At 58.3% G+C, this 20,312-nt stretch carries 22 protein-coding genes; 2 read left to right on the top strand and 20 right to left on the bottom strand.

Annotated features, from left to right (window positions below):
- Nucleotides 1-55 precede the first annotated feature (55 nt).
- The 12 genes from flhB to GYN01_RS21285 form a co-directional block, all read right to left on the bottom strand.
- Entirely contained in the window at nt 56-1,192 is a 1,137-nt protein-coding gene (gene flhB, locus GYN01_RS21230; RefSeq protein ID WP_048366254.1) for a flagellar biosynthesis protein FlhB, read from the bottom strand.
- Nucleotides 1,193-1,194: 2 nt separating this feature from the next.
- A complete protein-coding gene (fliR, locus tag GYN01_RS21235) occupies nt 1,195-1,977 on the bottom strand; it encodes a flagellar biosynthetic protein FliR (protein WP_048366253.1) in 783 nt (260 codons plus the stop codon).
- Nucleotides 1,978-2,247 (bottom strand): flagellar biosynthesis protein FliQ, encoded by a 270-nt coding sequence (gene fliQ / locus GYN01_RS21240; RefSeq protein WP_047275932.1) that lies wholly within the window; start codon nt 2,245-2,247, stop codon nt 1,978-1,980. It abuts the gene before it with no gap.
- 23 nt (nt 2,248-2,270) lie between these two features.
- Nucleotides 2,271-3,014: a flagellar type III secretion system pore protein FliP gene (fliP, locus tag GYN01_RS21245; RefSeq protein WP_048366252.1), complete on the bottom strand. Its 744-nt coding sequence runs from the start codon at nt 3,012-3,014 to the stop codon at nt 2,271-2,273.
- Entirely contained in the window at nt 3,014-3,454 is a 441-nt protein-coding gene (fliO, locus tag GYN01_RS21250; RefSeq protein ID WP_203307747.1) for a flagellar biosynthetic protein FliO, read from the bottom strand. Before fliO ends, fliP begins: the two co-directional genes overlap by 1 nt.
- On the bottom strand, nt 3,455-3,922 hold the full coding sequence (gene fliN, locus GYN01_RS21255; protein WP_048366250.1) for a flagellar motor switch protein FliN: 468 nt from the start codon (nt 3,920-3,922) through the stop codon (nt 3,455-3,457).
- Between the two features lie 56 nt (nt 3,923-3,978).
- Nucleotides 3,979-4,947 carry a flagellar motor switch protein FliM gene (fliM, locus tag GYN01_RS21260; RefSeq protein ID WP_048366249.1) on the bottom strand — a complete coding sequence of 323 codons (969 nt, stop codon included), beginning with the start codon at nt 4,945-4,947 and terminating at the stop codon, nt 3,979-3,981.
- Between the two features lie 9 nt (nt 4,948-4,956).
- The gene (gene fliL, locus GYN01_RS21265; protein WP_048402406.1) at nt 4,957-5,448 is read right to left on the bottom strand and encodes a flagellar basal body-associated protein FliL; all 492 of its coding nucleotides are present in this window, start codon (nt 5,446-5,448) and stop codon (nt 4,957-4,959) included.
- A 247-nt stretch (nt 5,449-5,695) separates the two neighbouring features.
- A complete protein-coding gene (locus GYN01_RS21270; protein WP_203307748.1) occupies nt 5,696-7,030 on the bottom strand; it encodes a flagellar hook-length control protein FliK in 1,335 nt (444 codons plus the stop codon).
- 77 nt (nt 7,031-7,107) lie between these two features.
- Nucleotides 7,108-7,470 (bottom strand): Hpt domain-containing protein, encoded by a 363-nt coding sequence (locus tag GYN01_RS21275; protein WP_048402403.1) that lies wholly within the window; start codon nt 7,468-7,470, stop codon nt 7,108-7,110.
- A 31-nt stretch (nt 7,471-7,501) separates the two neighbouring features.
- Nucleotides 7,502-9,217, bottom strand: a complete 1,716-nt coding sequence (locus tag GYN01_RS21280) for an ATP-binding SpoIIE family protein phosphatase (RefSeq protein ID WP_420850459.1) — start codon at nt 9,215-9,217, stop codon at nt 7,502-7,504.
- A complete protein-coding gene (locus GYN01_RS21285) occupies nt 9,214-9,519 on the bottom strand; it encodes an STAS domain-containing protein (protein ID WP_048366243.1) in 306 nt (101 codons plus the stop codon). Before GYN01_RS21285 ends, GYN01_RS21280 begins: the two co-directional genes overlap by 4 nt.
- Nucleotides 9,520-9,853: 334 nt before the next feature.
- Here GYN01_RS21285 and gntB point away from each other — a divergent pair, with 334 nt between their 5' ends.
- Complete coding sequence (gene gntB / locus GYN01_RS21290; protein WP_203307749.1) at nt 9,854-10,813, top strand: guanitoxin biosynthesis L-arginine gamma (S) hydroxylase; 960 nt, start codon at nt 9,854-9,856, stop codon at nt 10,811-10,813.
- Between the two features lie 2 nt (nt 10,814-10,815).
- On the top strand, nt 10,816-11,724 hold the full coding sequence (locus tag GYN01_RS21295; protein ID WP_203307750.1) for a DMT family transporter: 909 nt from the start codon (nt 10,816-10,818) through the stop codon (nt 11,722-11,724).
- Here GYN01_RS21295 and fliJ read toward each other — a convergent pair.
- The 8 genes from fliJ to GYN01_RS21335 all read right to left on the bottom strand — a co-directional run bounded on the left by fliJ (nt 11,718) and on the right by GYN01_RS21335 (nt 20,234).
- Nucleotides 11,718-12,167, bottom strand: coding sequence for a flagellar export protein FliJ (fliJ, locus tag GYN01_RS21300; RefSeq protein ID WP_048366241.1), 450 nt, complete (start codon nt 12,165-12,167; stop codon nt 11,718-11,720). The genes GYN01_RS21295 and fliJ overlap by 7 nt on opposite strands.
- A gap of 6 nt (nt 12,168-12,173) precedes the next feature.
- Complete coding sequence (gene fliI, locus GYN01_RS21305; protein ID WP_203307751.1) at nt 12,174-13,532, bottom strand: flagellar protein export ATPase FliI; 1,359 nt, start codon at nt 13,530-13,532, stop codon at nt 12,174-12,176.
- Nucleotides 13,522-14,295 (bottom strand): flagellar assembly protein FliH, encoded by a 774-nt coding sequence (gene fliH, locus GYN01_RS21310; RefSeq protein WP_048366239.1) that lies wholly within the window; start codon nt 14,293-14,295, stop codon nt 13,522-13,524. The genes fliI and fliH overlap by 11 nt, the downstream gene beginning before the upstream one ends.
- Nucleotides 14,296-15,318, bottom strand: a complete 1,023-nt coding sequence (gene fliG / locus GYN01_RS21315) for a flagellar motor switch protein FliG (protein ID WP_048366238.1) — start codon at nt 15,316-15,318, stop codon at nt 14,296-14,298.
- On the bottom strand, nt 15,311-17,095 hold the full coding sequence (fliF, locus tag GYN01_RS21320) for a flagellar basal-body MS-ring/collar protein FliF (RefSeq protein WP_048366237.1): 1,785 nt from the start codon (nt 17,093-17,095) through the stop codon (nt 15,311-15,313). Before fliF ends, fliG begins: the two co-directional genes overlap by 8 nt.
- 15 nt (nt 17,096-17,110) lie before the next feature.
- A complete protein-coding gene (gene fliE, locus GYN01_RS21325) occupies nt 17,111-17,440 on the bottom strand; it encodes a flagellar hook-basal body complex protein FliE (protein ID WP_048366236.1) in 330 nt (109 codons plus the stop codon).
- A 200-nt stretch (nt 17,441-17,640) separates the two neighbouring features.
- Nucleotides 17,641-19,044, bottom strand: a complete 1,404-nt coding sequence (locus tag GYN01_RS21330; RefSeq protein ID WP_048366316.1) for a sigma-54-dependent transcriptional regulator — start codon at nt 19,042-19,044, stop codon at nt 17,641-17,643.
- Nucleotides 19,045-19,049: 5 nt separating this feature from the next.
- Nucleotides 19,050-20,234 carry a sensor histidine kinase gene (locus GYN01_RS21335; protein ID WP_048366235.1) on the bottom strand — a complete coding sequence of 395 codons (1,185 nt, stop codon included), beginning with the start codon at nt 20,232-20,234 and terminating at the stop codon, nt 19,050-19,052.
- Nucleotides 20,235-20,312 lie beyond the last annotated feature (78 nt).

Here is a 20,312-nt window from a genome sequence, read left to right on the forward strand (position 1 = left end):
AGTTAAGCAGGTTTGCGCCAACCCGATACTGCCAAAGCTGACAGCCTGCGCCACGTTATTCGTCGCGACGTAAATCCGGCGGGATCGGCAGATCGCTCAGAGGATCAGGCCGCTTGCCTTTGCCCGCTTGGTGCTGGCGGATCTGATAGACGTAGGCCAAGACCTGCGCCACGGCCAAGTACAGGCCTGCGGGGATTTCCTGATCCAGCTCGGTGGAGTAGTAGATGGAGCGCGCCAACGCGGGCGACTCCAGCAGCAGGATGTCGTGCTTGGCGCCAATTTCACGGATCTTGAGCGCCAGAAAGTCGCTGCCCTTGGCCAGCAGCATGGGCGCAGCGCCCTTCTCCGGGTCGTATTTCAGAGCGACAGCAAAGTGGGTCGGGTTGGTGATGATGACGTCGGCATCCGGGATGGCGCTCATCATCCGGCGCTGACTCATCTCGCGCTGGGTCTGGCGGATTCGTTGCTTAACTTCCGGGCGACCTTCCTGATCCTTGTGCTCATCGCGCACCTCCTGCTTGGTCATCAGCAGTTTCTTGTGGCTTTCCCACAACTGCACCGGCACGTCCACGGCCGCAATCAGGATCAACCCGCAAGCCATCCACAAGGCACTCCACGCCACCACTTGCAAGCTGTGGATGACGGCCGATTCAAGGGGTTCACGGGAGATGCGTTGCAAGTCGTCGATGTCGGACTTGAGCACCAACAACGCCACAATCAAGATGATAAAAAACTTGGCCAACGCCTTGAGCAGCTCGACCAGCGCCTTGGCCGAGAACATGCGCTTGATGCCCGCCGCAGGATTCATGCGGCTGAATTTCGGGGCCAGGCTGCCCGCCGCGAACAACCAGCCGCCCAGTGCAATAGGCCCGATCAACGCTGCAATCAACAAGGTAATAAGTACCGGCTGCAACGCCACCAGGGCGATCTTGCCTGAATGCAGGAGGAAGGCGCCCATCGAGTCAGTGTTGAGCAGCACTTCACGGCTGATGCTGAAGTTGTAGCGCATGATTTCCATCATGTCCTGCGCCAGCGCACCGCCGAAGATGATCAAGCCGATGGAGCCTGCGAGCATGATTGCCAGCGTATTGAGTTCTTTAGAGCGCGCGATCTCGCCCTTTTCCCTGGAGTCTTTTTTTCGTTTCTCCGTGGGGTCTTCTGTTTTATCGGCGCCACTCTCGCTTTCGGCCATCGCTAGCGCGCCTGTGCCAAGTCACGTAAAAACTGCAAGGCCTCGGTGGCCAGCGGTTGATACTGATTGAGAATGTCCGCCAGGCTGATCCACAGGATCACCATGCCCAGCACCAGGGTCAGCGGAAAACCGATGGCGAAAATGTTCAACTGCGGGGCCGCACGGGTCATCACGCCGAATGCGATGTTGACCACCAACAGCGCGGTGATCGCCGGCAGCACCAGCAGCAAGGCGGCACCCAGCACCCAACCGAGCTTGCCAACCACTTCCCAGAAGTGATGCGTCAGCAACCCGCCTCCCACTGGTAAGGTGGTGAAGCTTTCGGTGAGCACCTCAAACACCACCAGGTGCCCGTTCATGGACAGAAACAACAACGTCACCAGCATGGTGAAGAACTGCCCGATGACCGCTACGTTGACCCCGTTGGCCGGGTCGACCATGGAGGCGAAGCCCATGCCCATCTGGATCGCCACAATTTGCCCGGCCACCACAAACGCCTGAAAAAACAATTGCAGCGAAAACCCGAGCAAGGCGCCGATGATGATTTGCTCGGCAATCAACATCAACCCACTGAGGTCCAGCGGGTTTACCGTCGGCAGCGGCGGCAAGCTCGGCATGATGGCCAAAGTGATGGCTATCGACAAAAACAGCTTGATGCGCTTGGGCACCAGGGTGGTGCCGATGATCGGCATGGTGGTCAACACTGCGCCTACCCGAAACAGCGGCAGCATAAAGCTGGCGACCCAGGTACTGATCTGCGCGTCCGTCAGGGCAAGCAGCGACATTTAGCCGATCAACTGCGGAATGCTGCCGTACAACGACAGGATGTATTCCATAAAGGTCTGCACCAACCACGGCCCCGCCACAATCAAGGTGACCAGCATCACCAGCAAGCGTGGCAAAAAGCTCAAGGTTTGTTCGTTGATTTGGGTGGCGGCCTGAAACATGGCCACCATCAAACCCACCAACAAGCTGGGCACCACCAACACAGCCACCATCATGGTGGTCAGCCACAAAGCACTGCGAAACAGGTCAACCGCGACTTCTGGGGTCATTGCGCATTACTCCCGGGCATGACTCACACTCCGCCAAAACTGCTGGCCAGCGTACCGATAATCAACGCCCAGCCATCCACCAGCACAAACAGCATGATCTTGAACGGCAGCGAAATAATCAGCGGCGACAGCATCATCATCCCCATGGCCATCAGCACACTGGCCACCACCAGATCGATGATCAGGAACGGAATGAAGATCATAAAACCGATCTGAAACGCCGTTTTAAGCTCGGAGGTCACAAACGCCGGCACCAGAATGGTCAAAGGCGCCGCATCCGGGGTGGCGATGTCCGTGCGCTTGGACAAACGCATGAACAGCTCAAGGTCACTGGTGCGGGTTTGAGCCAGCATGAAGTCCTTGATCGGGCCTTCTGCCTTAAGGATCGCATCCTGCGCCGAGAGCTTTTCCGCCAGGTAAGGCTGCAAGGCGTTTTCGTTAATTTTGTCGAACACCGGGGCCATGATGAACATAGTCAAAAACAGCGCCATGCCCGTCAAAATCTGGTTTGACGGCGTTTGCTGCAAGCCCAGCGCCTGACGCAGGATGGAAAACACAATGATGATGCGCGTAAAGCTGGTCATCAGCATGACGAACGCCGGGATAAAGCTCAGCGCCGTCATGATCAGCAGAATTTGCAAGCTGACCGAATATTCCTGCTGCCCGTTGGCACCGGTGCCCAAGGTAATGGCCGGGATCGACAACGGGTCGGCGCCGAACGCCAACGGCGCGGCCAGCGCTAACAACAGCGCAATGACTAAACGCATTACGGCTTGTCCTTTTGATTACCCATCAGTTCCATCAGGCGCTTGGCAAACTCCGGCGTTGCAGGCTGCGAAGACGCCGGCAATTGCACCGGCTCCTTGAGCACATGCAGCGGCGTGATGCGCCCCGGCGTCAAGCCCAACAAAATTTGCTCATTGCCTACCTGCACCAGCACCAACCGGTCACGCGCGCCCAGCGCACGCGAGCTGATGAGTTCGATCACCTGCCCCTGACGCGGCCCGGCGTGCTGAACCCTGCGCAGCAGCCAGGCCAGACCAAAGATCAGCCCCAGCACCAGCAGCAAGCCCAACACCAGTTGCGTGAGCTGCCCGCCGATGCCACTGCCCACCACGGGCGCGACAGCAGCGGTGGCCGTTGCAGCCGGCTCGGCCGCCAGCACGCTTAAAGGGAACGCCAGTAAACCGCCGAGTAACCGCTTCACTTAGCGCAGCTTCTTGATGCGTTCGCTTGGGCTGATCACGTCAGTCAGGCGAATGCCGAACTTTTCGTTGACCACAACCACTTCACCGTGCGCAATCAGGGTGCCGTTGACCAGCACATCCAGCGGCTCGCCGGCCAGGCGGTCCAGCTCGATTACCGATCCCTGGTTGAGTTGCAGCAGGTTACGAATGTTGATGTCGGTGCTGCCCACTTCCATGGAGATCGAGACCGGAATATCCAGAATCACGTCCAGGTTGGGGCCGTCCAGCGTCACCGGGTCGTTATTGCGCGGCACGCTGCCAAATTCTTCCATCGGCAAGCGATTGGAAGCCGGGGCCTTGGCCGCATCTGCCGCCAGCAAGGCGTCGATGTCGTGCTGGCCCACTTCGCCAGTTTCTTCCAGCGCAGCCGCCCATTCATCGGCGAGCGCCTGGTCTTCGGCAGAAGTTATATCGTGTTCGTCAGCCATCATTTGTCCTCGGCGGGCAGTCAATCAGTTACATAGCGAATTCTTGAAGACGGCGCTTAACGCCGCTCGATAGGCTCAACCACTTGCAGGGCGAGATTGCCCTTGTGCGAGCCCAGTTTGACCTTGAACGAGGGCACGCCATTGGCACGCATCACCAGCTCGTCCTGTAATTCAATCGGGATCACGTCACCGGGCTGCATGTGCAAGATGTCACGCAGGCGCAATTGACGGCGCGCCACCGTGGCACTGAGCGGCACGCTGACATCCAGCACGTCTTCGCGCAGCGCCTTGCTCCAGCGCTCGTCCTGATCGTCGAGGTCGGACTGGAAACCGGCGTCGAGCATTTCACGCACCGGCTCGATCATTGAGTACGGCATGGTCACGTGCAGATCGCCGCCACCGCCGTCGAGTTCGATATGAAACGTGGAGACCACAATCGCCTCGCTCGGGCCGACGATATTGGCCATGGCCGGGTTCACTTCCGAGTTGATGTACTCGAAATTGACTTCCATGATCGCCTGCCAAGCCTCTTTCAAATCAATGAACGCTTGCTCCAGCACCATGCGCACCACCCGCAACTCGGTCGGGGTGAACTCACGGCCTTCGATCTTGGCGTGGCGGCCGTCGCCACCGAAGAAGTTGTCGACCAGCTTGAACACCAGTTTGGCGTCCAGGATAAACAGCGCGGTGCCGCGCAACGGCTTGATCTTGACCAGGTTGAGGCTGGTGGGCACGTACAGCGAATGCACGTATTCACCGAACTTCATTACCTGTACCCCGCCCACCGCCACGTCAGCGGAGCGGCGCAGCATGTTGAACATGCTGATGCGGGTGTAACGGGCGAAACGCTCGTTGATCATTTCGAGGGTCGGCATGCGCCCACGAACAATACGGTCCTGACTGGTCAGGTCGTAACTTTTGACACTGCCGGGTTCGGCAGCCATTTCGGTCTGTACCAGACCGTCATCAACGCCATGCAACAGCGCGTCGATCTCATCCTGGGACAGCAGGTCTTGCACGGCCATGTCGTGATCCTACTGCAATACGAAGTTAGTAAAGAGCACCTGATCGACGACCACTTTGCCGAGCTCTTTTTGCGCCACGGCCTGCACGCTGGCAGTCGCTTTTTGACGCAGCATTTCCTGGCCGACCGGCGTGGCGATGCTGTCGAAGGTCTCACCGGAAAACAGCATCACCAGGTTGTTACGGATCACCGGCATGTGCACTTTGAGTGCATCAAGATCGGCCTGGTTACGGGCCTGCATGGTCATGCTGACCTGCATGTAGCGCTGGCGGCCATTGGCGTTGTAATTGACCACAAACGCGGGCGCCATCGGCTCATAAATGGCCGCGACTTTCACATTAGGGTCGATCACGGCTTCAGGCTTGCTCTGCGCGCTGTGCATGAAATACCAGGTAGCACCCACCGACACGCCAATCGCCAGCAGCAGCGCTACCACGATCAGGATGATCAGCTTGAATTTGCCTTTCTGGGCGGGGTCTTTCACTGCGTCGCTCTTCGCCATGCCAATAATCCGTCACTATTCGATTTTCACAGGTGCACGGCAAGGCAAGAGCAAGTGTTATGCCAGAAGTGAGGGCATCGTTGAAATCGACCTTGCAGGTGCTGCTGCGGGACGAGGCGGCGATCGGGCGCGCAGCCGGCACAAACCCGGTGAGTAAGGTGCTTCAGGTCTGTGGGGGAATGAGAGTGCGAGCGCAACGCACCCGCTCGCAGCCTCGCACGACGCGTCAGCGACGACCTGACAAGGGTCAGGCGTAATAGTCGACGGCGCTGGAGCCCAAAATCACGCTGGGCGCAGCCGCTTCAACGCCTGCCACCGCCCCCTCGTCATCCGCCCCGCCGTCAAGTCGCCCGCCATTGCCCGTGCTGTTAGCGCGGCTTTGGTTCTGCTGTTCTTGACCTTGACCTTGCCAGTTGCGCGACTGATCTGACACGTTGACGTCGACCTGCCCCATCCCCTGCTGCGCAAACATCTCACGCAAACGGAACATTTGGCCTTCCAGGGCTTCACGTACGCCCGCATGCCCACTCATGAAGTTGACCTGTGCAGGCTGGTCAGCCGTCAGGTTGACCCGGATATCCAAACGCCCCAACTCGGCCGGCTCCAACTGGATGTCTGCCGACTTGAGGTTGGCGCTGGAGAGGTACATCACCCGATTGACCACTTCTTCAGACCAGCCGCTCTGGTGCATGGCCAAAGGCTGGTTGACCGGCAGTGCATTCGCCGTTTTGGGCACAGCCGCCTGGGTGAGCGCCGCCAGACGATTGGCGAAGTCATCGACCCGGGTGTCGCTCGACGCACTTTTGAGGTCTTTGAGGCCATCATCCACCAGCCCCTTGAAGGCTTTTTCGCCTCCCTCACCGCTGGAGTCCCCATCAGCCTTGGGCTCAATCAGCATGGCAATGCCGCTGGCCTGGGCCTGGGTTTGAGCCACAGGGCCAGTGGTTTCAGTGGGGGTGTTTTTGACGGGGGTCTGACTGCTGGCGGACACATGCCCACCCTGCTCCATCGCCAGGCGCACCGCTGGCAGGTCGTCAAGCGGGTCCGCCTGCGGATCGAAATGTTCGTCAGCCACCGGCTGCGGCTGAACGGCTTGGGCCGCATTCGCAGCCGCCGCGGCCAGCGGTGGGGTGTGTACCTCGGGCTGAACCGGTACGGCTTCGGGTTGCGGCTCAACCACCGGCACCGTCGGCACCACGGGCGGCGCTACCGCCAGCGGATCGCCAGACGCCGTATCGTCAGTCGGCTTGGCCGCCGTGTCGTCCTGATCGTCACCCGCAGCGTCTTTGCTCTTGCCGCCGGGCAAGGGTTTGCCGCTATCGGCAACAGCTGGCGCCTGGTCGCCCGCCTTGTCGTTGCGCACATCGGGCTTTGGCGCGGCATCCGCCGCCTTGTCCCGCGCAGGCTTGGCCACTTTATCAGCCGCACTCGCCGGGTCTTGCGACGCTTTGGCGTACACCTTCGAGAAGTTCTGAGCCCCGGCTTTAGCGGGCTCGGCAGCAGGCTGCGAAGCATTGGCGGCCGCCGCTTTGGACGCAGCAGCGGCAGGAGTCTGAAGAAGCGAGTTGGCGGCAAGAGGCATGTAAAGGTCTCCACTGTACGGCTGGCGTAGGTACAGGTCAGAGAACTAGAGCAAGGTTCGGGCCAGCTTTGGCAAAATCAATGAGAAACCACAAGAGGGCGGGGGCAGCGCTCGCGTTCTTGCACATACAGCCGCCTTACCATTTTGTACTCAGAGGTGACTTTCGAGACCAGTTCGTCTATCCCCACCAACGGACTTTTTTTTGCACGATCTTCAAGAATGCCGCACAACTGCGCCAAACGAATGGCACCCATGTTGCTGCTACTGCCTTTGAAGCTGTGCGCAACCGCCCCCAGGGCAGTCGCCTGTTGCGCACTGTTGAGTACCACAACGCACTTGTCCGAATCTGAAATAAAGGTATCCAACAGGTCCGCAAACCCACCTTCCATTACGTCACGCAGCGCATTCACTACCGCCTGGTCCATATGAATGTAGGACACTTGTTCACTCCTTGATCAAGAATGGGCCGGATTATGCCAGAGCCTCCCATGAAAACTCTACGTACGCAGTCCGGCCATCGTCAGCCCAGCGCGCAGAGGGGCACAGTTGGCGCACAAGACTCACGCCGCGCCCTGACAGGCGGCCTCGATCCAGTGGCCGCTCCAGTACCCGGCTTACGTCAAACCCCTCACCGCTGTCTTCAACCTGTAGCTGTAAGCGCCCCCCGTTGAGCATAGGTTCAACCCGCACATGCACCCGGACAAAACCCTCGGTAAGCGCCGCCAACCGCTGGTCACGGCACTGGTAGTAGCGGGAAAACCCTTGCGCATCGCGCTTGAGCCGTGAGTCCAGCCCCAATACGCCGTGCTCCAGCGCATTGGCATACAGCTCGGCCAATACCGCGTGGATTACCGCGCCCTGCGCACGCAGACCATGCACCTCCATGAGCAGTTGCAGCAGGTAAGGCAGCGGGTTGAACTGCTGTAACGAGGGGGCACGAAATTCAAAGCTCGCCGACCAGTCCAGCGGACTGCAACGCCCGCTGTCGGAGTACTGGGTGGCAGGCATTCCCAACGCTTGCGGCCGCTGCGAGGTGATGTGCACCATGCTCACGTCATCGCGCTTGCGGCCTTGAAAATCTCGCAGCGCCTGCACCACCTCATCAATCAGCCGCGCAGGCTCAGTGTTGCGGTCAAACACCCGCTGCAACCCCTCAACCCCGAACAACCGCTCCTGCTGATCGCTGGTATCTATCACCCCGTCAGACAGCAAAAACAGGTGATCGCCCGACACCATCGGCAACACCTCGGTGGTGTCGTCAAAAGCCTCGGCCTTTAACACACCCAACGGCAAGTGCCGCGACGGTAGGGGCGTACGCACCCCGCCCTTGCGGACATGAAGATAACCATCGGGCATGCCGCCATTCCACACTTCGACGATGCGCCGCTGAGCACTGACGCACACCAGGGCTGCGCAGCAAAACATGTCCACCGGCAGGATGCGCTTGAGCTTGGCATTCATCTCACGCAGCATTTCGGGCAGGCCATAGCCTTTGGCCGTCATGCTGTAAAACACTTCTGCCAAAGGCATGGCGCCAATCGCGGCGGGCAACCCGTGGCCGGTAAAGTCGCCGAGCAATACATGGGTGTCGCCAGTCGGCGTATACGCGGCGAGTAACAAGTCGCCATTGAACAACGCATACGGCGATTGCAAATACTGGATATTGGCCGCACTCAAACAGCCCGAGTGCGCCACCCGATCAAACACCGCCTTGGCCACCCGCTGCTCGTTAAGTAAATAACTGTTGTGTTGAGCAATCAGGTTGCGCTGCTGCAGTACCGTGTCTTGTAAACGCCGCAAGCGGTCCATAACGGTGATTTTGGCCGCCAACACCAAGGGGTTATAGGGTTTGATCAACACATCATCGCCCCCTGCCTCCAGCGCCCGCTTCAAGGCGTCGGCGTGTTCAAGCGAGGTCAGAAAAATAATCGGTACCAGCACCTCACCGGCCAGGGCTTTGATCTGGCGCGTCGCTTCAAAACCATCCATCACCGGCATCAAGGCGTCCATCAACACCAATTGCGGACGCAGCTCAATAAACAGCGCCACCGCTTCGGCGCCATTACCGGCCAACAGCACCTGATGGCCTTGTTTGCTCACGATACGCGACAGCAGCAAACGGTCGACCGCACTGTCTTCGGCGATCAACACCGTCAGCGTCTGAGCGTGCGGCAATGGCGTGTTCAACTGATGTCGAACAACTTATCGAAATTGGAGATGGCGAGAATTTTTCGCACATCACTATTGCAATTAACGACCCTCACATCGGACTCATCGCCACCGGCATATTCTCGTAACAGCAGCAGCATGCCCAGGGCGGAGCTGTCTACGTAGGTCGTCTCTTTTAGATCAACCACGAACAGCTCGGGCTTGGTCATAGGCTTTTCGTACGCGCCCCTGAAGTCCTGATGTTTGGCGAAATCAAAGCGGCCTTTAATACTAAGGGTCAGCGCAGTGCCTTCCGGCGACAGTTCAGATGTCACAGCCATAAGTACGCATCCTTCTCTGAGTTCGGGTGCTCAGACTATAGACCCGGATTTTGATTTCGCACCTGCCAACGCTGCACGCTCACCCCGAGCGGATCAAAAAAATCGCAGCCTTCGCAGAAGTAGTGCTCTAGCGAACGATGCAAACGTTAACTGCGCACAACTAACGCCGCCTACTAGAAGTTTAAAAAATTCTACATACAGGTCTCCCCCCTCACCCAATGATTGACCACTTGCATATGAATACTTATGTAATCCTTTTCCCAAACAGCACTTTATAACCATTTGCAAACCCACAATATCAATGCTAAACAAAACAGATCAAGAGGAAAAAACCATGTACCCACATAACTTTTCAAAATCCATAACCCAAGACATAAAAAAACTCTATAACTATGACAACCACCACGGCATCCTAGCAGGACTGTATGACTACTTAATTGTCATTTTCGCCATAGCACTGTCAGAATATTCCTACTATTTCTTCCCTATCACATGCCTGCTTATTGGCTCTAGACAAAGAGCACTTGCAACCTTACTTCACGAGGCCGCTCATGGCACACTGGCAAAAAACAGACAAACCAACAAGATACTTGGAACAGCATTCTCAGGACATCTAATATTCCAAGGCTGGGACTCATACAAAAGATCACACGTCATCAATCACCACCACCATCTTGGCGATTTAAAATACGACCCAGACTTTCAATATTATGTTTCGAGCGGAATATTCAAAAAGACAAGCAGCAAAGTATTTATCGTAAAATTCCTGATACAGCCTATGTTTTTTCTGAACTGCCTTCCCAATATTAAATACCTGCTCACTGAACGCCTATTAAAGACAAAAAACAAAAAAGAATGCATTTCAATACTTTCCGCTCACGTCGGACTATTCAGCTTAATGACACTATCTCTCGGCATAGAAGCTTATTTAATTTACTGGCTTATCCCGTACCTGACATTTTTCCAGTCGTTGACCTGGTTCATTGAACTATCCGAGCATTACCCCATGATCGCTCAAGCACAGTCCTCTCTATATGCAACACGTAATCGATTCAGCGGATTTATTGAGCACTTTTTAACGGGCATGCACAGTGAGAATTTTCATCTTGTCCACCACTTATTCCCAGGTCTACCGTTTTGGAATCTTAAAAAAGCCCACTGCATTCTGCTGGGTGACCCAGTGTACGCCTCACTTAATGCGCGATTTGGGGGAATCTTCACATCTTCCAATTACGCGCCAACATTATGGTCTGCCACACTCTCCTGCCATGACCATAAAAGTCTAGAGATCTAATCATGCCAAACTCTATTTCAGGCATTTGTTTTGCTGTCTGCGCGGCGGCACTCAATGCCACAATCGGCGCATTGAGCAAGTTATTAATAAGCGCCGGCTTAACCACCAGCGCAATTGCCTTTTATAAAACAGCCGTCGCGGTCATCGTGGTGTCGTTCGTTTTACTGTTACTTAAACACGCGCCGCGCTGGACGGGCTGTCGCGCACAGTGGTGGCAAGCAGCCGTGTGTTCAATGCTGGGCATTTTCATGTTGTTCTTCTTTGAAACCCGCGCCTATCAGCACACGGATGCGGCGACCGCGGTGGTGGTATTAATGGCGTCTGCGGCACTGTCAGCCATTGTGCTTGGCAGGTTTTTCTTGGGCGATTGCATTGATCGGAACATGCTGCTGGGCGCTGTTCTGGCGATCATTGGAATGGCTGTTATTTTCCAAAAGAACCTGACAACAGAGTTGAATAGTCTCGGGGTGTTGTACGCCGGATTAGCAGGACTGGGGTATGGCGCTTTTTCAGTGTGTATGAAGAAAATGAAGGCTAAAGGCGGACTCTTGTTTACCCGACAACTTTTACTGTTTGGCGCACTGTATTTAGCGGTACCCGCAATCAATGAACAGGCACTGTCGATCACGTTATCGGTGGACAGCGCGATTATTCTATTACTCTTGGCGATCTTTCCCACACTGCTCGGCTTTTTCTGCACCACCAAAGCCATTGAGTTACTCAAACCCAGTCAAGTGCAAACCATTGAACTGAGTGAACCTCTATTTGCCGGAGTGTTTGCCTTCATCGTTATGGGTGAAGTGCCCGCGATATCTACATTGTATGGCGGGGTTTTAATTGTGTTGGGGCTGCTTTTTTCCAATCACGTCATACCGCTGTCACGCAAACAGCGAACCCTGCCCTGTCAGTAACTGTCCCTGCGCGGTAATCGCTGGGACAGTTCGTCCATCAGCTTTTGTTCGCGCTTGTCTTCCAGTTGCCGGGCTTCGTCGGCGTAGCGCTGCACCAATTTGCGCAACCCTTCGACCCGGGCATAGGTCTGCTGCCAGGTTTCGCGGGCCTTGTTGAGGTTGTTTTCATGCCACACCAGGCTTTGCCGCTGTTGGGAGACGGCGGTTTCAAGCTGGTTGAGGAAGTACTGGTAGCTGCGCAACCATTGGCCAGACACGCCCTGACTGCCGCGACCAATCCATTGCGACTGGTATTCGGCGCGGAAGTTTTCCAGGTCACCCAGCTTGCTGTTGGCTAGGTTGACTTGCCCTTGAAAGTGGCCTAACCGTTGCGCCGCCGCTTTTTCGGCACTCTCGGCCATCTCGACCACGGGCGCCAGACGCGCCGCTCTGCCACTGGCCATAAAGGATTAACCGCCCGGCGCGGGGGCAAAGATGGAACCCAGATGACCGCCGCTTTCAGCCAGGCTGATGTTGTCGTTCAAGCCTTGGCGCAAGTACGCCACCATTGCCGGTTGCAGGGCAATCGCCGTGTCGGTTTCGCGATCCCCGCCCGGTACGTAGGCGCCCACGCTGATCAAGTCCCGCGCTTGCTGGAAGCGTGACCACAACTGTTTGAATTGCTGCGCACGGCGCATGTGTTCTTCAGTGACCACCGAGGGCATGACCCGGCTGATGGAGGCTTCGATGTCGATGGCCGGGTAATGGCCTTCTTCGGCCAAACGCCGCGACAGCACAATGTGGCCGTCGAGCACGCCCCGTGCCGAGTCGGCAATCGGGTCTTGCTGGTCGTCACCTTCACTCAGCACGGTATAGAACGCCGTGATCGAACCACCGCCCGCCTCTGCGTTACCGGCACGCTCCACCAGTTTTGGCAGTTTGGCGAACACGGAGGGCGGATAGCCCTTGGTCGCGGGCGGTTCACCAATGGCCAAGGCAATTTCCCGCTGCGCCTGGGCAAAGCGGGTCAGGGAGTCCATCAGCAACAGGACGTTCTTGCCCTTGTCGCGAAAGTATTCGGCAATGCGCGTGCAGTACATGGCGGCACGCATGCGCATCAGCGGTGCATCATCGGCCGGAGACGCCACCACCACTGAGCGCTTGAGGCCTTCTTCGCCAAGGATGTGCTCGATGAACTCCTTGACCTCACGGCCCCGCTCACCAATCAGCCCAACCACCACGATGTCGGCTTCGGTGAAGCGGGTCATCATGCCCAGCAACACACTCTTACCCACGCCCGTACCGGCAAACAGGCCCAAACGCTGACCGCGCCCGACCGTCAATAAACCGTTGATGCTGCGGATGCCTACGTCGAGCGGCACGCTGATGGGGTTACGCTTGAGCGGGTTGATGGTGGGGCCGTCCATCGGCACCCAGTCTTCGGCTTTCATCCCGCCTTTGCCGTCCAGCGTACGGCCCGCGCCGTCGAGTACGCGACCGAGCATGCTCATGCCCATCGGCAAACGCCCGGTATCGGCCAGCGGTACCACGCGGGCACCCGGCGCAATGCCTGCAACGCTGCCCACCGGCATGAGGAAGATTTTGCTGCCCGAAAAGCCCATCACCTCCGCTTCAACTTCGACGGGGTGAAAGCTGTCGTCGTTGATCACCAGGCAGCGGCTGCCCATCGCTGCACGCAAACCTTCGGCCTCCAGTGTGAGGCCGACCATGCGCAGCAAGCGGCCTTCCACAATCGGCTGACCGGGCAAAGTGATGGCAGGCGCGTAGCCGCTCAGGCGCTTGGCGAAACTGGTGCGTTTAAGGTGCATCTGGCTGGTCCAGGTCGACGTCGATGTCCGGCGCAGACGGGTGCAGCGCCTGTTCGTGAAGTTGGTCGAACAACTGGCTCATGGCCTGTTTGATACGGGTCTCGATGCTCGCATCAATCCGGCTGTGTTCGGTTTCGACGCGGCAGCCACCGGCTTGCAACGTGTCGTCTTCGAGAATCCGCCAACTGGCATCGTGGCGTTCGCGCAGCGCCTTTATCTGTTCGAAGTCTTGCGGATTGATGAACAACCGAATGTTTTCGGCGCCCATCGGCAACAGCTTCAAGCTCTCGCGCAGCACCTGCTCGATCTGGCTGGAATCGGTTTTCAGCTCACGCTGGATCACCAGCCGCGTCATGTGCTCAACCAACCCCACCATCGCCTTTTCAAGCTGCACATCCTGCCCGTCCAACGGCGCAAACAAGCTGCCCATCAAGCGTTCAAGGCTGCCGAGTTTGGCATTCAAGGCCGCGTCGGCTTCTTGGCGCACCTTGAGCTGGGTACTGTGGAAACCTTCTTTCTCACCCGTGGCGAAGCCTTCGTTGTAAGCCTCCTGACGGATGCTTTCGAGTTCTTCAAGGGTCAGCGGCTGGACTTCTTCCAGCGGGACTTCTTCGCTTTCGGGCGGCAGCTCTTCGACCGGCTCAGGCTCAGGCTCCGGTTCTTCACGAAACGGGTCAAAGCTGGGCAAGGACCACACGTCAAAACCGCCGACATCACGGGCGCGGATCACATCACTGGGCGACTCGCCCTTGGCATTGCTCACTTAGATCATCTCTTCGCCGCCCTTCCCGCCGAGAACAATTTCTCCGGCTTCGGCCATACGGCGAGCGATGGTGAGGATTTCTTTCTGCGCCGTTTCGACGTCGCTGACACGTACCGGGCCTTTGGCCTCCAGGTCGTCGCGCAGCAGTTCGGAGGCACGCTTGGACATGTTTTTGAAAATCTTGTCTTGAACGTTGTCGTCCGAGCCTTTGAGCGCCAACACCAGCACGTCCGAAGACACTTCGCGCAACAGTGCCTGAATGCCACGGTCGTCGACGTCGGCCAGGTTGTTGAACACGAACATGAGGTCTTCGATCTGACCGGACAGGTCTTCGTCGATTTCGCGGATCGAGTCCATCAACTGCCCTTCGGTCGAGCTGTCGAGGAAGTTCATGATATCGGCAGCACGCTTGATGCCGCCCAAGGTGGTACGGGCCGCGTTGGAGTTGCCGGAGAACTGTTTCTCAAGGATCTGGTTCAGCTCTTTGAGCGCTGCCGGCTGCACGGTGTTCAGCGACGAGACGCGCAGGATGATGTCCAGCCGCGCCTTGTGGTCAAAGTGCCCGAGCACTTCGCCCGCCTGATCAGGGTCGAGGTATGCCACCACGATGGCCTGGATTTGCGGGTGTTCGAAGCGGATGACATCCGCCACCGCACGCGGCTCCATCCATTTCAGGCTGTCCAGCCCGCTGGTGTTGCCACCCAACAGGATGCGGTCGATCAGGCCGTTGGCCTTGTCTTCGCCCAGTGCCTGGGTGAGCATTTTACGAATGTAGCCGTCTGAACCGACGCCCAGGCTGGTCTGGTCGCCGACAATTTCGACGAACTCGCTCATCACCTGTTCAACCTGCTCGCGGTGCACGTTGCGCATTTGCGCCATCGCCACACCCACGCGCTGCACTTCTTTGGGCCCCATGTGCCGCAGCACTTGGGCCGCGTCAGTTTCGCCAAGCGACAGCAGCAGGATCGCGGCTTTGTCGACCCGTGTCAGCTTGGGATTGGTGGCGGCTCGGTTGTCACTCATCAGCGTTGATCCACTCTTTCACGACCTGAGCCACGCGGCCCGGGTCTTCTGCTACCAGACTCTTGATTGCGTTCAACTGAGCGTCATAGCCTTCGCTTGGGCTCGGCAACAGAATGCTTTGCGGCCCGCCCAGGCTGACACGGTCGTTGGACAGCTCGCCGTCCAGCCCGCCAATGCCACCCAGCTCGGAATCACTGCCCAAGGCCAATTCTTTACTGCGCCCGTGACCGGTGATGTTGTTCAACACCGGACGCAACACGCCAAACACCAGCACCAGGATGAACAACACACCGAGCACTTGCTTGACGATGTCCCAGAACCACGGCTGCGAGTAGAACGGGATCTCGGCGATGACTTCGCCACGCTCGGCCGAGAACGGCACGTTGATCACGCTCACGCTGTCGCCACGGCTGGCATCAAAGCCCACGGCGTCTTGCACCAGACGGGTAAAGCGCGCCAGTTGATCTGTGCTCCACGGTTCACGGGTGATGTCCCCGTTGGCCGGGTTGACCTTGACCTGATCATCGACCACCACGGCAACCGACAGGCGATTGACTTTACCTTGCTGCTGCTTGGTGTGGCTGATGGAGCGGTCAAGCTCGAAGTTTTTGGTCGATTGCGAACGCTTGTCAGCCGGGTACGGCGCAAGCATCGGCTGGCCCGTGGCCGGGTCCATGATTTGCTGACCGTTGGCATCGAGCAGCGGCTGACCCGGCTGCACCATACCGGCGGCGGCTGTCGCCTGCCCGGTTTGCTGCGGGGCCGACGCAGGCGCAGGCGGCTGATTGCTCAGCGCACCCGGCACACCTTGCGGACCGTTGCTGGCGGTGCGCTGCTCGCTGGTGGATTGCTCGCTGCGCAAGGCCGGCTGGTCGGGGTTGAACTGTTCAGAGGTGGACTCTACCGCGCTGAAATCCACATCGGCCGACACTTCGGCTTTATAGCGGTCGTTGCCCAACACCGGTTGCAGAATGTTGTGCACGCGCTGTGTGAGCATGCTTTCCATGCGGCGGCTGTAATCAAACTGTTTACCGGCCATCGTCAGCTCAGAGTCCTGCGCCTGATCCGACAGCAAGTTACCTTTTTGGTCGACCACGGTGATTTGCGACTTGGTCAGTTCGGGAACGCTGGTGGCCACCAGATTGATAATGGCCAGTACTTGACCCGGCTCCAGTGAGCGGCCCGAATACAACTCCACCAACACCGAGGCGCTGGGTTTGCGCTCATCGCGCACAAACACCGAGCTTTTAGGAATGGCCAGGTGAACGCGTGCGCCCTTGACGTTATTGAGGCTGGAAATGGTGCGGGCCAATTCGCCTTCCAAGCCACGACGATAGCGCGTGGCCTCCATGAACTGGCTGGTCCCAAGCCCTTGGTCTTTGTCCAGAATCTCGAAACCGATGTTGCTGTCGGTCGGCGACACACCGGCGGCGGCCAGTTTGAGGCGCGCACGGGCCACGTCATCAGCCTTGACCAGCAATGCGCCGGAGTTGGGCTCAACGGTGTAAGGAATGTCGGCGCCGGCCAGGGTTTCCATGACCTGCTTGGCATCCATACCGGCCAGGCTGCCATACAGCGGCCGGTAATCGGGCTGTTGCGACCACAACACGACGGCAAAACCAATCGCCACGCTCGCCGCCAGACCGACCATAAGGCCAACCTGACGCAACATGGTCATCTCGGAAAGGTTTTCCAGAAAGGACAGCCCGAACAGTGGCGGCTTGCCATCTGTTGAGCCTGCCTTGGCCGGGACGTTATCAGCAACTGCTTCTGCCATGACCTAATATCGTCCTTAAACCGGCATCTGCATGATGTCTTGGTACGCCTGAACCAGCTTGTTGCGTACTTGGGTCAATGCCTGAAAAGAAACACTGGCTTTCTGCGATGCGATCATCACGTCAGTCAGGTCAACACCGCTTTTGCCGATTTCAAAGGCGTTCGACAACTGGCTCGACGCCTGTTGGGTATCGCTGACCTTATTGATCGCGTTGCCCAGCATGTCGGAGAAGCTGCTGGCGCCCACTTCAGCGGGCGCTTGCACCGCTGATTTCTGGGCCATAGCGTCCATTTGCATGGCCCGCATGTCCAACATCATTCGATTAAATTCAATACCTTGGCTCATGGACTACTCTCTCCGACGGCCCGCAATTTTTTGACACTCACACAGCATCTACTCAGGTGTTAGCAACAAGGGTGCCAGTTGTTTGTTGATCTGGAACAAATTGCGTAACAAAAGGTCCCAGCCAGACAAACGGGATGTTTATAAAAACACCCTTCCTGTAGGCGCTGCCGCAACCTGCGTCAGTGCCTGCAGGCATGGGGTCAGCTTGAGGCGAACAGGTACGCTTCAACGTCCATGCCCGCATCGCGCATTTGTGCCAGTTTGTAGCGCAACGTGCGCGGGCTGATGCCCAGGCGCTCGGCCGCTTCTTTGCGCCGTCCGCGCTCAGTGCGCAAGGTGTCAATGATCATCTGAAACTCACGGCGACGCAGGTCATCGCCCAGCGCGCCTGCGGACTCCCCTGCGGGCCCCGCCACGCTCTCGACGGGCGCCGACAAACTGGCGCTGCTGATAGCCGGCAACGGCGCGCACGCCACCGGGCCCGCCAGACAAAAATCCGCCGCCTCGATCAAGCCCCCGTGCTGCAAGATCAGGGCGCGCTGAATCGCGTTGTCCAGCTCTCGCACATTCCCAGGCCAGGCATAAGCGGTCAGGCACGCTTGTGCGGCGGGCGAAAAACGCACGGCCGTGTGTTTCATCTTGCTGATGTGCTTGGCCAGCAAGCGCTCGGCCAGCGGCAGAATGTCGGCGGTGCGCTCGCGCAACGGGCGCCAAGCCAACGGAAACACCGAAAGGCGATAGTACAAGTCTTCGCGAAAGCGCCCCGCCGCCACTTCGCCCGCCAAATCGCGGTTAGTGGTGGCCACCACGCGGATATCCAGGGCAATCGGCTTACGGCCACCCACGCGCTCCACTTCACGCTCTTGCAGCACCCGCAACAACTTGGCCTGCAAGCCCAACGGCATTTCGGAAATCTCGTCGAGCAGCAACGTGCCACCATCGGCCTGCTCAAACTTGCCCGCTTGCGCCGCAATCGCGCCGGTGAATGAGCCTTTTTCATGACCGAACAACGTGGCTTCCAGCATGTTGTCCGGGATCGCCGCGCAGTTGATGGCGACAAAGGGCTGACGGGTCCGATGCGAATGTTGATGGATATAGCGCGCCAGCACTTCTTTACCCGTGCCGGACTCGCCCGAGATCAACACCGTGGAATCACTGCGCGCTACCCGCGCCGCCAGTTCCAGCAACTGCGCGCTGGCAGGCTCGATGGCCACCGGGCCTTCGGCTTCTGCTACACCAAGACAACCCAGCGCATGGCGCGCCACCAGATCAAGCAAAGCCTTGGGTTCAAACGGCTTGACCAGATAATCCGCTGCGCCTTGGCGCATGGCATCCACCGCCCGCTCCACCGCACCGTGCGCGGTCATGAGCAGCACCGGCAGTTGCGGTTGCCGCGCACGCAGCAGACCCAGCAACTGGTGCCCGTCCATGCCCGGCATGTTCACGTCGCTGACCACCAGGCTAAAGGGTTCGGCCGCCACCGCCTCCAGCGCCTCTTCAGCCGAGCCAACTGCATGAAAACCATGCCCCGCCAATAACAAGGTGTCGGCCAGGGCTTCGCGCAGGGAGCGGTCATCTTCAACCAGCAGCACTTTGATTCGCATTACCATCAGTTCGCCTCCGCCGCGCCAGGAATCAGCGGCAGGCTGAGCAACGCGCAGGTGCCGCGACCCAGCCGTGAATGGAATTGCAGCTCGCCCTGATGCGCCCGCACCACCGCCTTGACCACGGCCAGCCCCAACCCGGTGCCTGTAGCTTTAGTGGTGAAAAACGGCTCACCCAAACGTTCCAGCACCCGAGGCTCGATGCCACTGGCGCTGTCACTTACACACAGGCGCAAGGTGTTATCGCGCGCGTACACATGCACCTTGAGGCGCACCTGAGGCGTACCGGCCTGTAACGCGTTTTCAATCAGATTCAGCAGCGCGCCCACCAGCGTGTCGCGATTGCACAGCACTTCACCGGCGTGGATATCGCACTGCCAGCGCATCGCAATACCTTCGACATGGGTCTGCGCAGCAGCTTGCAGCGATTGCATCAGCGCCTTGGGCGTGACCCGATCGGTCAACGGCAACTCGCCGCGTGCAAACACCAGCATGTCGCGCACCTGGTGCTCCAGCTCGTGCAGGCGTTCTTTAAGGCGACCGGCAAAACGCTGCTGTGTTTCGACCGGCAGCACCTGTTCAGTCAAATGACTGGCGTAAATCAACGCGGCCGACAATGGCGTGCGGATCTGGTGCGCCAACGAGGCCACCATGCGCCCCAGCGACGACAAACGCTCGTGCCGTGCCAACTGATCTTGCAGGCGCCGGGTTTCTGTCAGGTCGTTAAGCAACACCAACTGCCCAGGTTCAGCATCCAGCGAGCGGGTGGAAATCGACAAGCGCCGACCATCAATCAACGAAATCTCGTGCCCATCGTCTTCACGCGGAGCAAAGCAGCGGGAGATGACGTGACGCCACAGCTCGCCCACCAGCGGCAGGCCGAGCAATTCACTGGCCGCCGGGTTGGCCTCGCGCACACGGCCGCGATCATCAATCACGATGACCCCGCCCGGTAACAGATCAAGGAGGTTTTGCAGCCGGTTGGCCAGGCGCTCTTTTTCCGCCAGCTCGGCCATCCGCTGCGCGCTGACCACCGCCAACTCGCCTTTAAGCTCGGTAACCCGTGCTTCAAGCAGGCTGTAGGAATCGGTCAACTGAGTCGACATCTGGTTGAACAGCGAGAACGCTTGCTCAAGCCCTTCCCGACTGGCTTGCTCCACCGAATTGACCGGCGCAGCAACAAGGGACATGGCCTGCCCTGCGAGATCAGGGAGGGAGGACTGCTGGGCGGACTGGGGCATGGTACGTTCTCGCGTGGCTGACCGTCA

Origin of the sequence: Pseudomonas weihenstephanensis (assembly GCF_016812185.1) — a bacterium.
Classification (GTDB): Bacteria; Pseudomonadota; Gammaproteobacteria; order Pseudomonadales; family Pseudomonadaceae; genus Aquipseudomonas; species Aquipseudomonas weihenstephanensis.

What these genes read in the sequence shown, in the direction of transcription:
- flhB (WP_048366254.1), bottom strand. Translation starts at nt 1,192, where the DNA reads ATGGCCGAAAGCGAGAGTGGCGCCGATAAAACAGAAGACCCCACGGAG.
- fliR (WP_048366253.1), bottom strand. Translation starts at nt 1,977, where the DNA reads ATGTCGCTGCTTGCCCTGACGGACGCGCAGATCAGTACCTGGGTCGCC.
- fliQ (WP_047275932.1), bottom strand. Translation starts at nt 2,247, where the DNA reads ATGACCCCAGAAGTCGCGGTTGACCTGTTTCGCAGTGCTTTGTGGCTG.
- fliP (WP_048366252.1), bottom strand. Translation starts at nt 3,014, where the DNA reads ATGCGTTTAGTCATTGCGCTGTTGTTAGCGCTGGCCGCGCCGTTGGCG.
- fliN (WP_048366250.1), bottom strand. Translation starts at nt 3,922, where the DNA reads ATGGCTGACGAACACGATATAACTTCTGCCGAAGACCAGGCGCTCGCC.
- fliM (WP_048366249.1), bottom strand. Translation starts at nt 4,947, where the DNA reads ATGGCCGTGCAAGACCTGCTGTCCCAGGATGAGATCGACGCGCTGTTG.
- fliL (WP_048402406.1), bottom strand. Translation starts at nt 5,448, where the DNA reads ATGGCGAAGAGCGACGCAGTGAAAGACCCCGCCCAGAAAGGCAAATTC.
- GYN01_RS21270 (WP_203307748.1), bottom strand. Translation starts at nt 7,030, where the DNA reads ATGCCTCTTGCCGCCAACTCGCTTCTTCAGACTCCTGCCGCTGCTGCG.
- GYN01_RS21285 (WP_048366243.1), bottom strand. Translation starts at nt 9,519, where the DNA reads ATGGCTGTGACATCTGAACTGTCGCCGGAAGGCACTGCGCTGACCCTT.
- gntB (WP_203307749.1), top strand. Translation starts at nt 9,854, where the DNA reads ATGTACCCACATAACTTTTCAAAATCCATAACCCAAGACATAAAAAAA.
- GYN01_RS21295 (WP_203307750.1), top strand. Translation starts at nt 10,816, where the DNA reads ATGCCAAACTCTATTTCAGGCATTTGTTTTGCTGTCTGCGCGGCGGCA.
- fliJ (WP_048366241.1), bottom strand. Translation starts at nt 12,167, where the DNA reads ATGGCCAGTGGCAGAGCGGCGCGTCTGGCGCCCGTGGTCGAGATGGCC.
- fliI (WP_203307751.1), bottom strand. Translation starts at nt 13,532, where the DNA reads ATGCACCTTAAACGCACCAGTTTCGCCAAGCGCCTGAGCGGCTACGCG.
- fliG (WP_048366238.1), bottom strand. Translation starts at nt 15,318, where the DNA reads ATGAGTGACAACCGAGCCGCCACCAATCCCAAGCTGACACGGGTCGAC.
- fliF (WP_048366237.1), bottom strand. Translation starts at nt 17,095, where the DNA reads ATGGCAGAAGCAGTTGCTGATAACGTCCCGGCCAAGGCAGGCTCAACA.
- fliE (WP_048366236.1), bottom strand. Translation starts at nt 17,440, where the DNA reads ATGAGCCAAGGTATTGAATTTAATCGAATGATGTTGGACATGCGGGCC.
- GYN01_RS21330 (WP_048366316.1), bottom strand. Translation starts at nt 19,044, where the DNA reads ATGCGAATCAAAGTGCTGCTGGTTGAAGATGACCGCTCCCTGCGCGAA.
- GYN01_RS21335 (WP_048366235.1), bottom strand. Translation starts at nt 20,234, where the DNA reads ATGTCCCTTGTTGCTGCGCCGGTCAATTCGGTGGAGCAAGCCAGTCGG.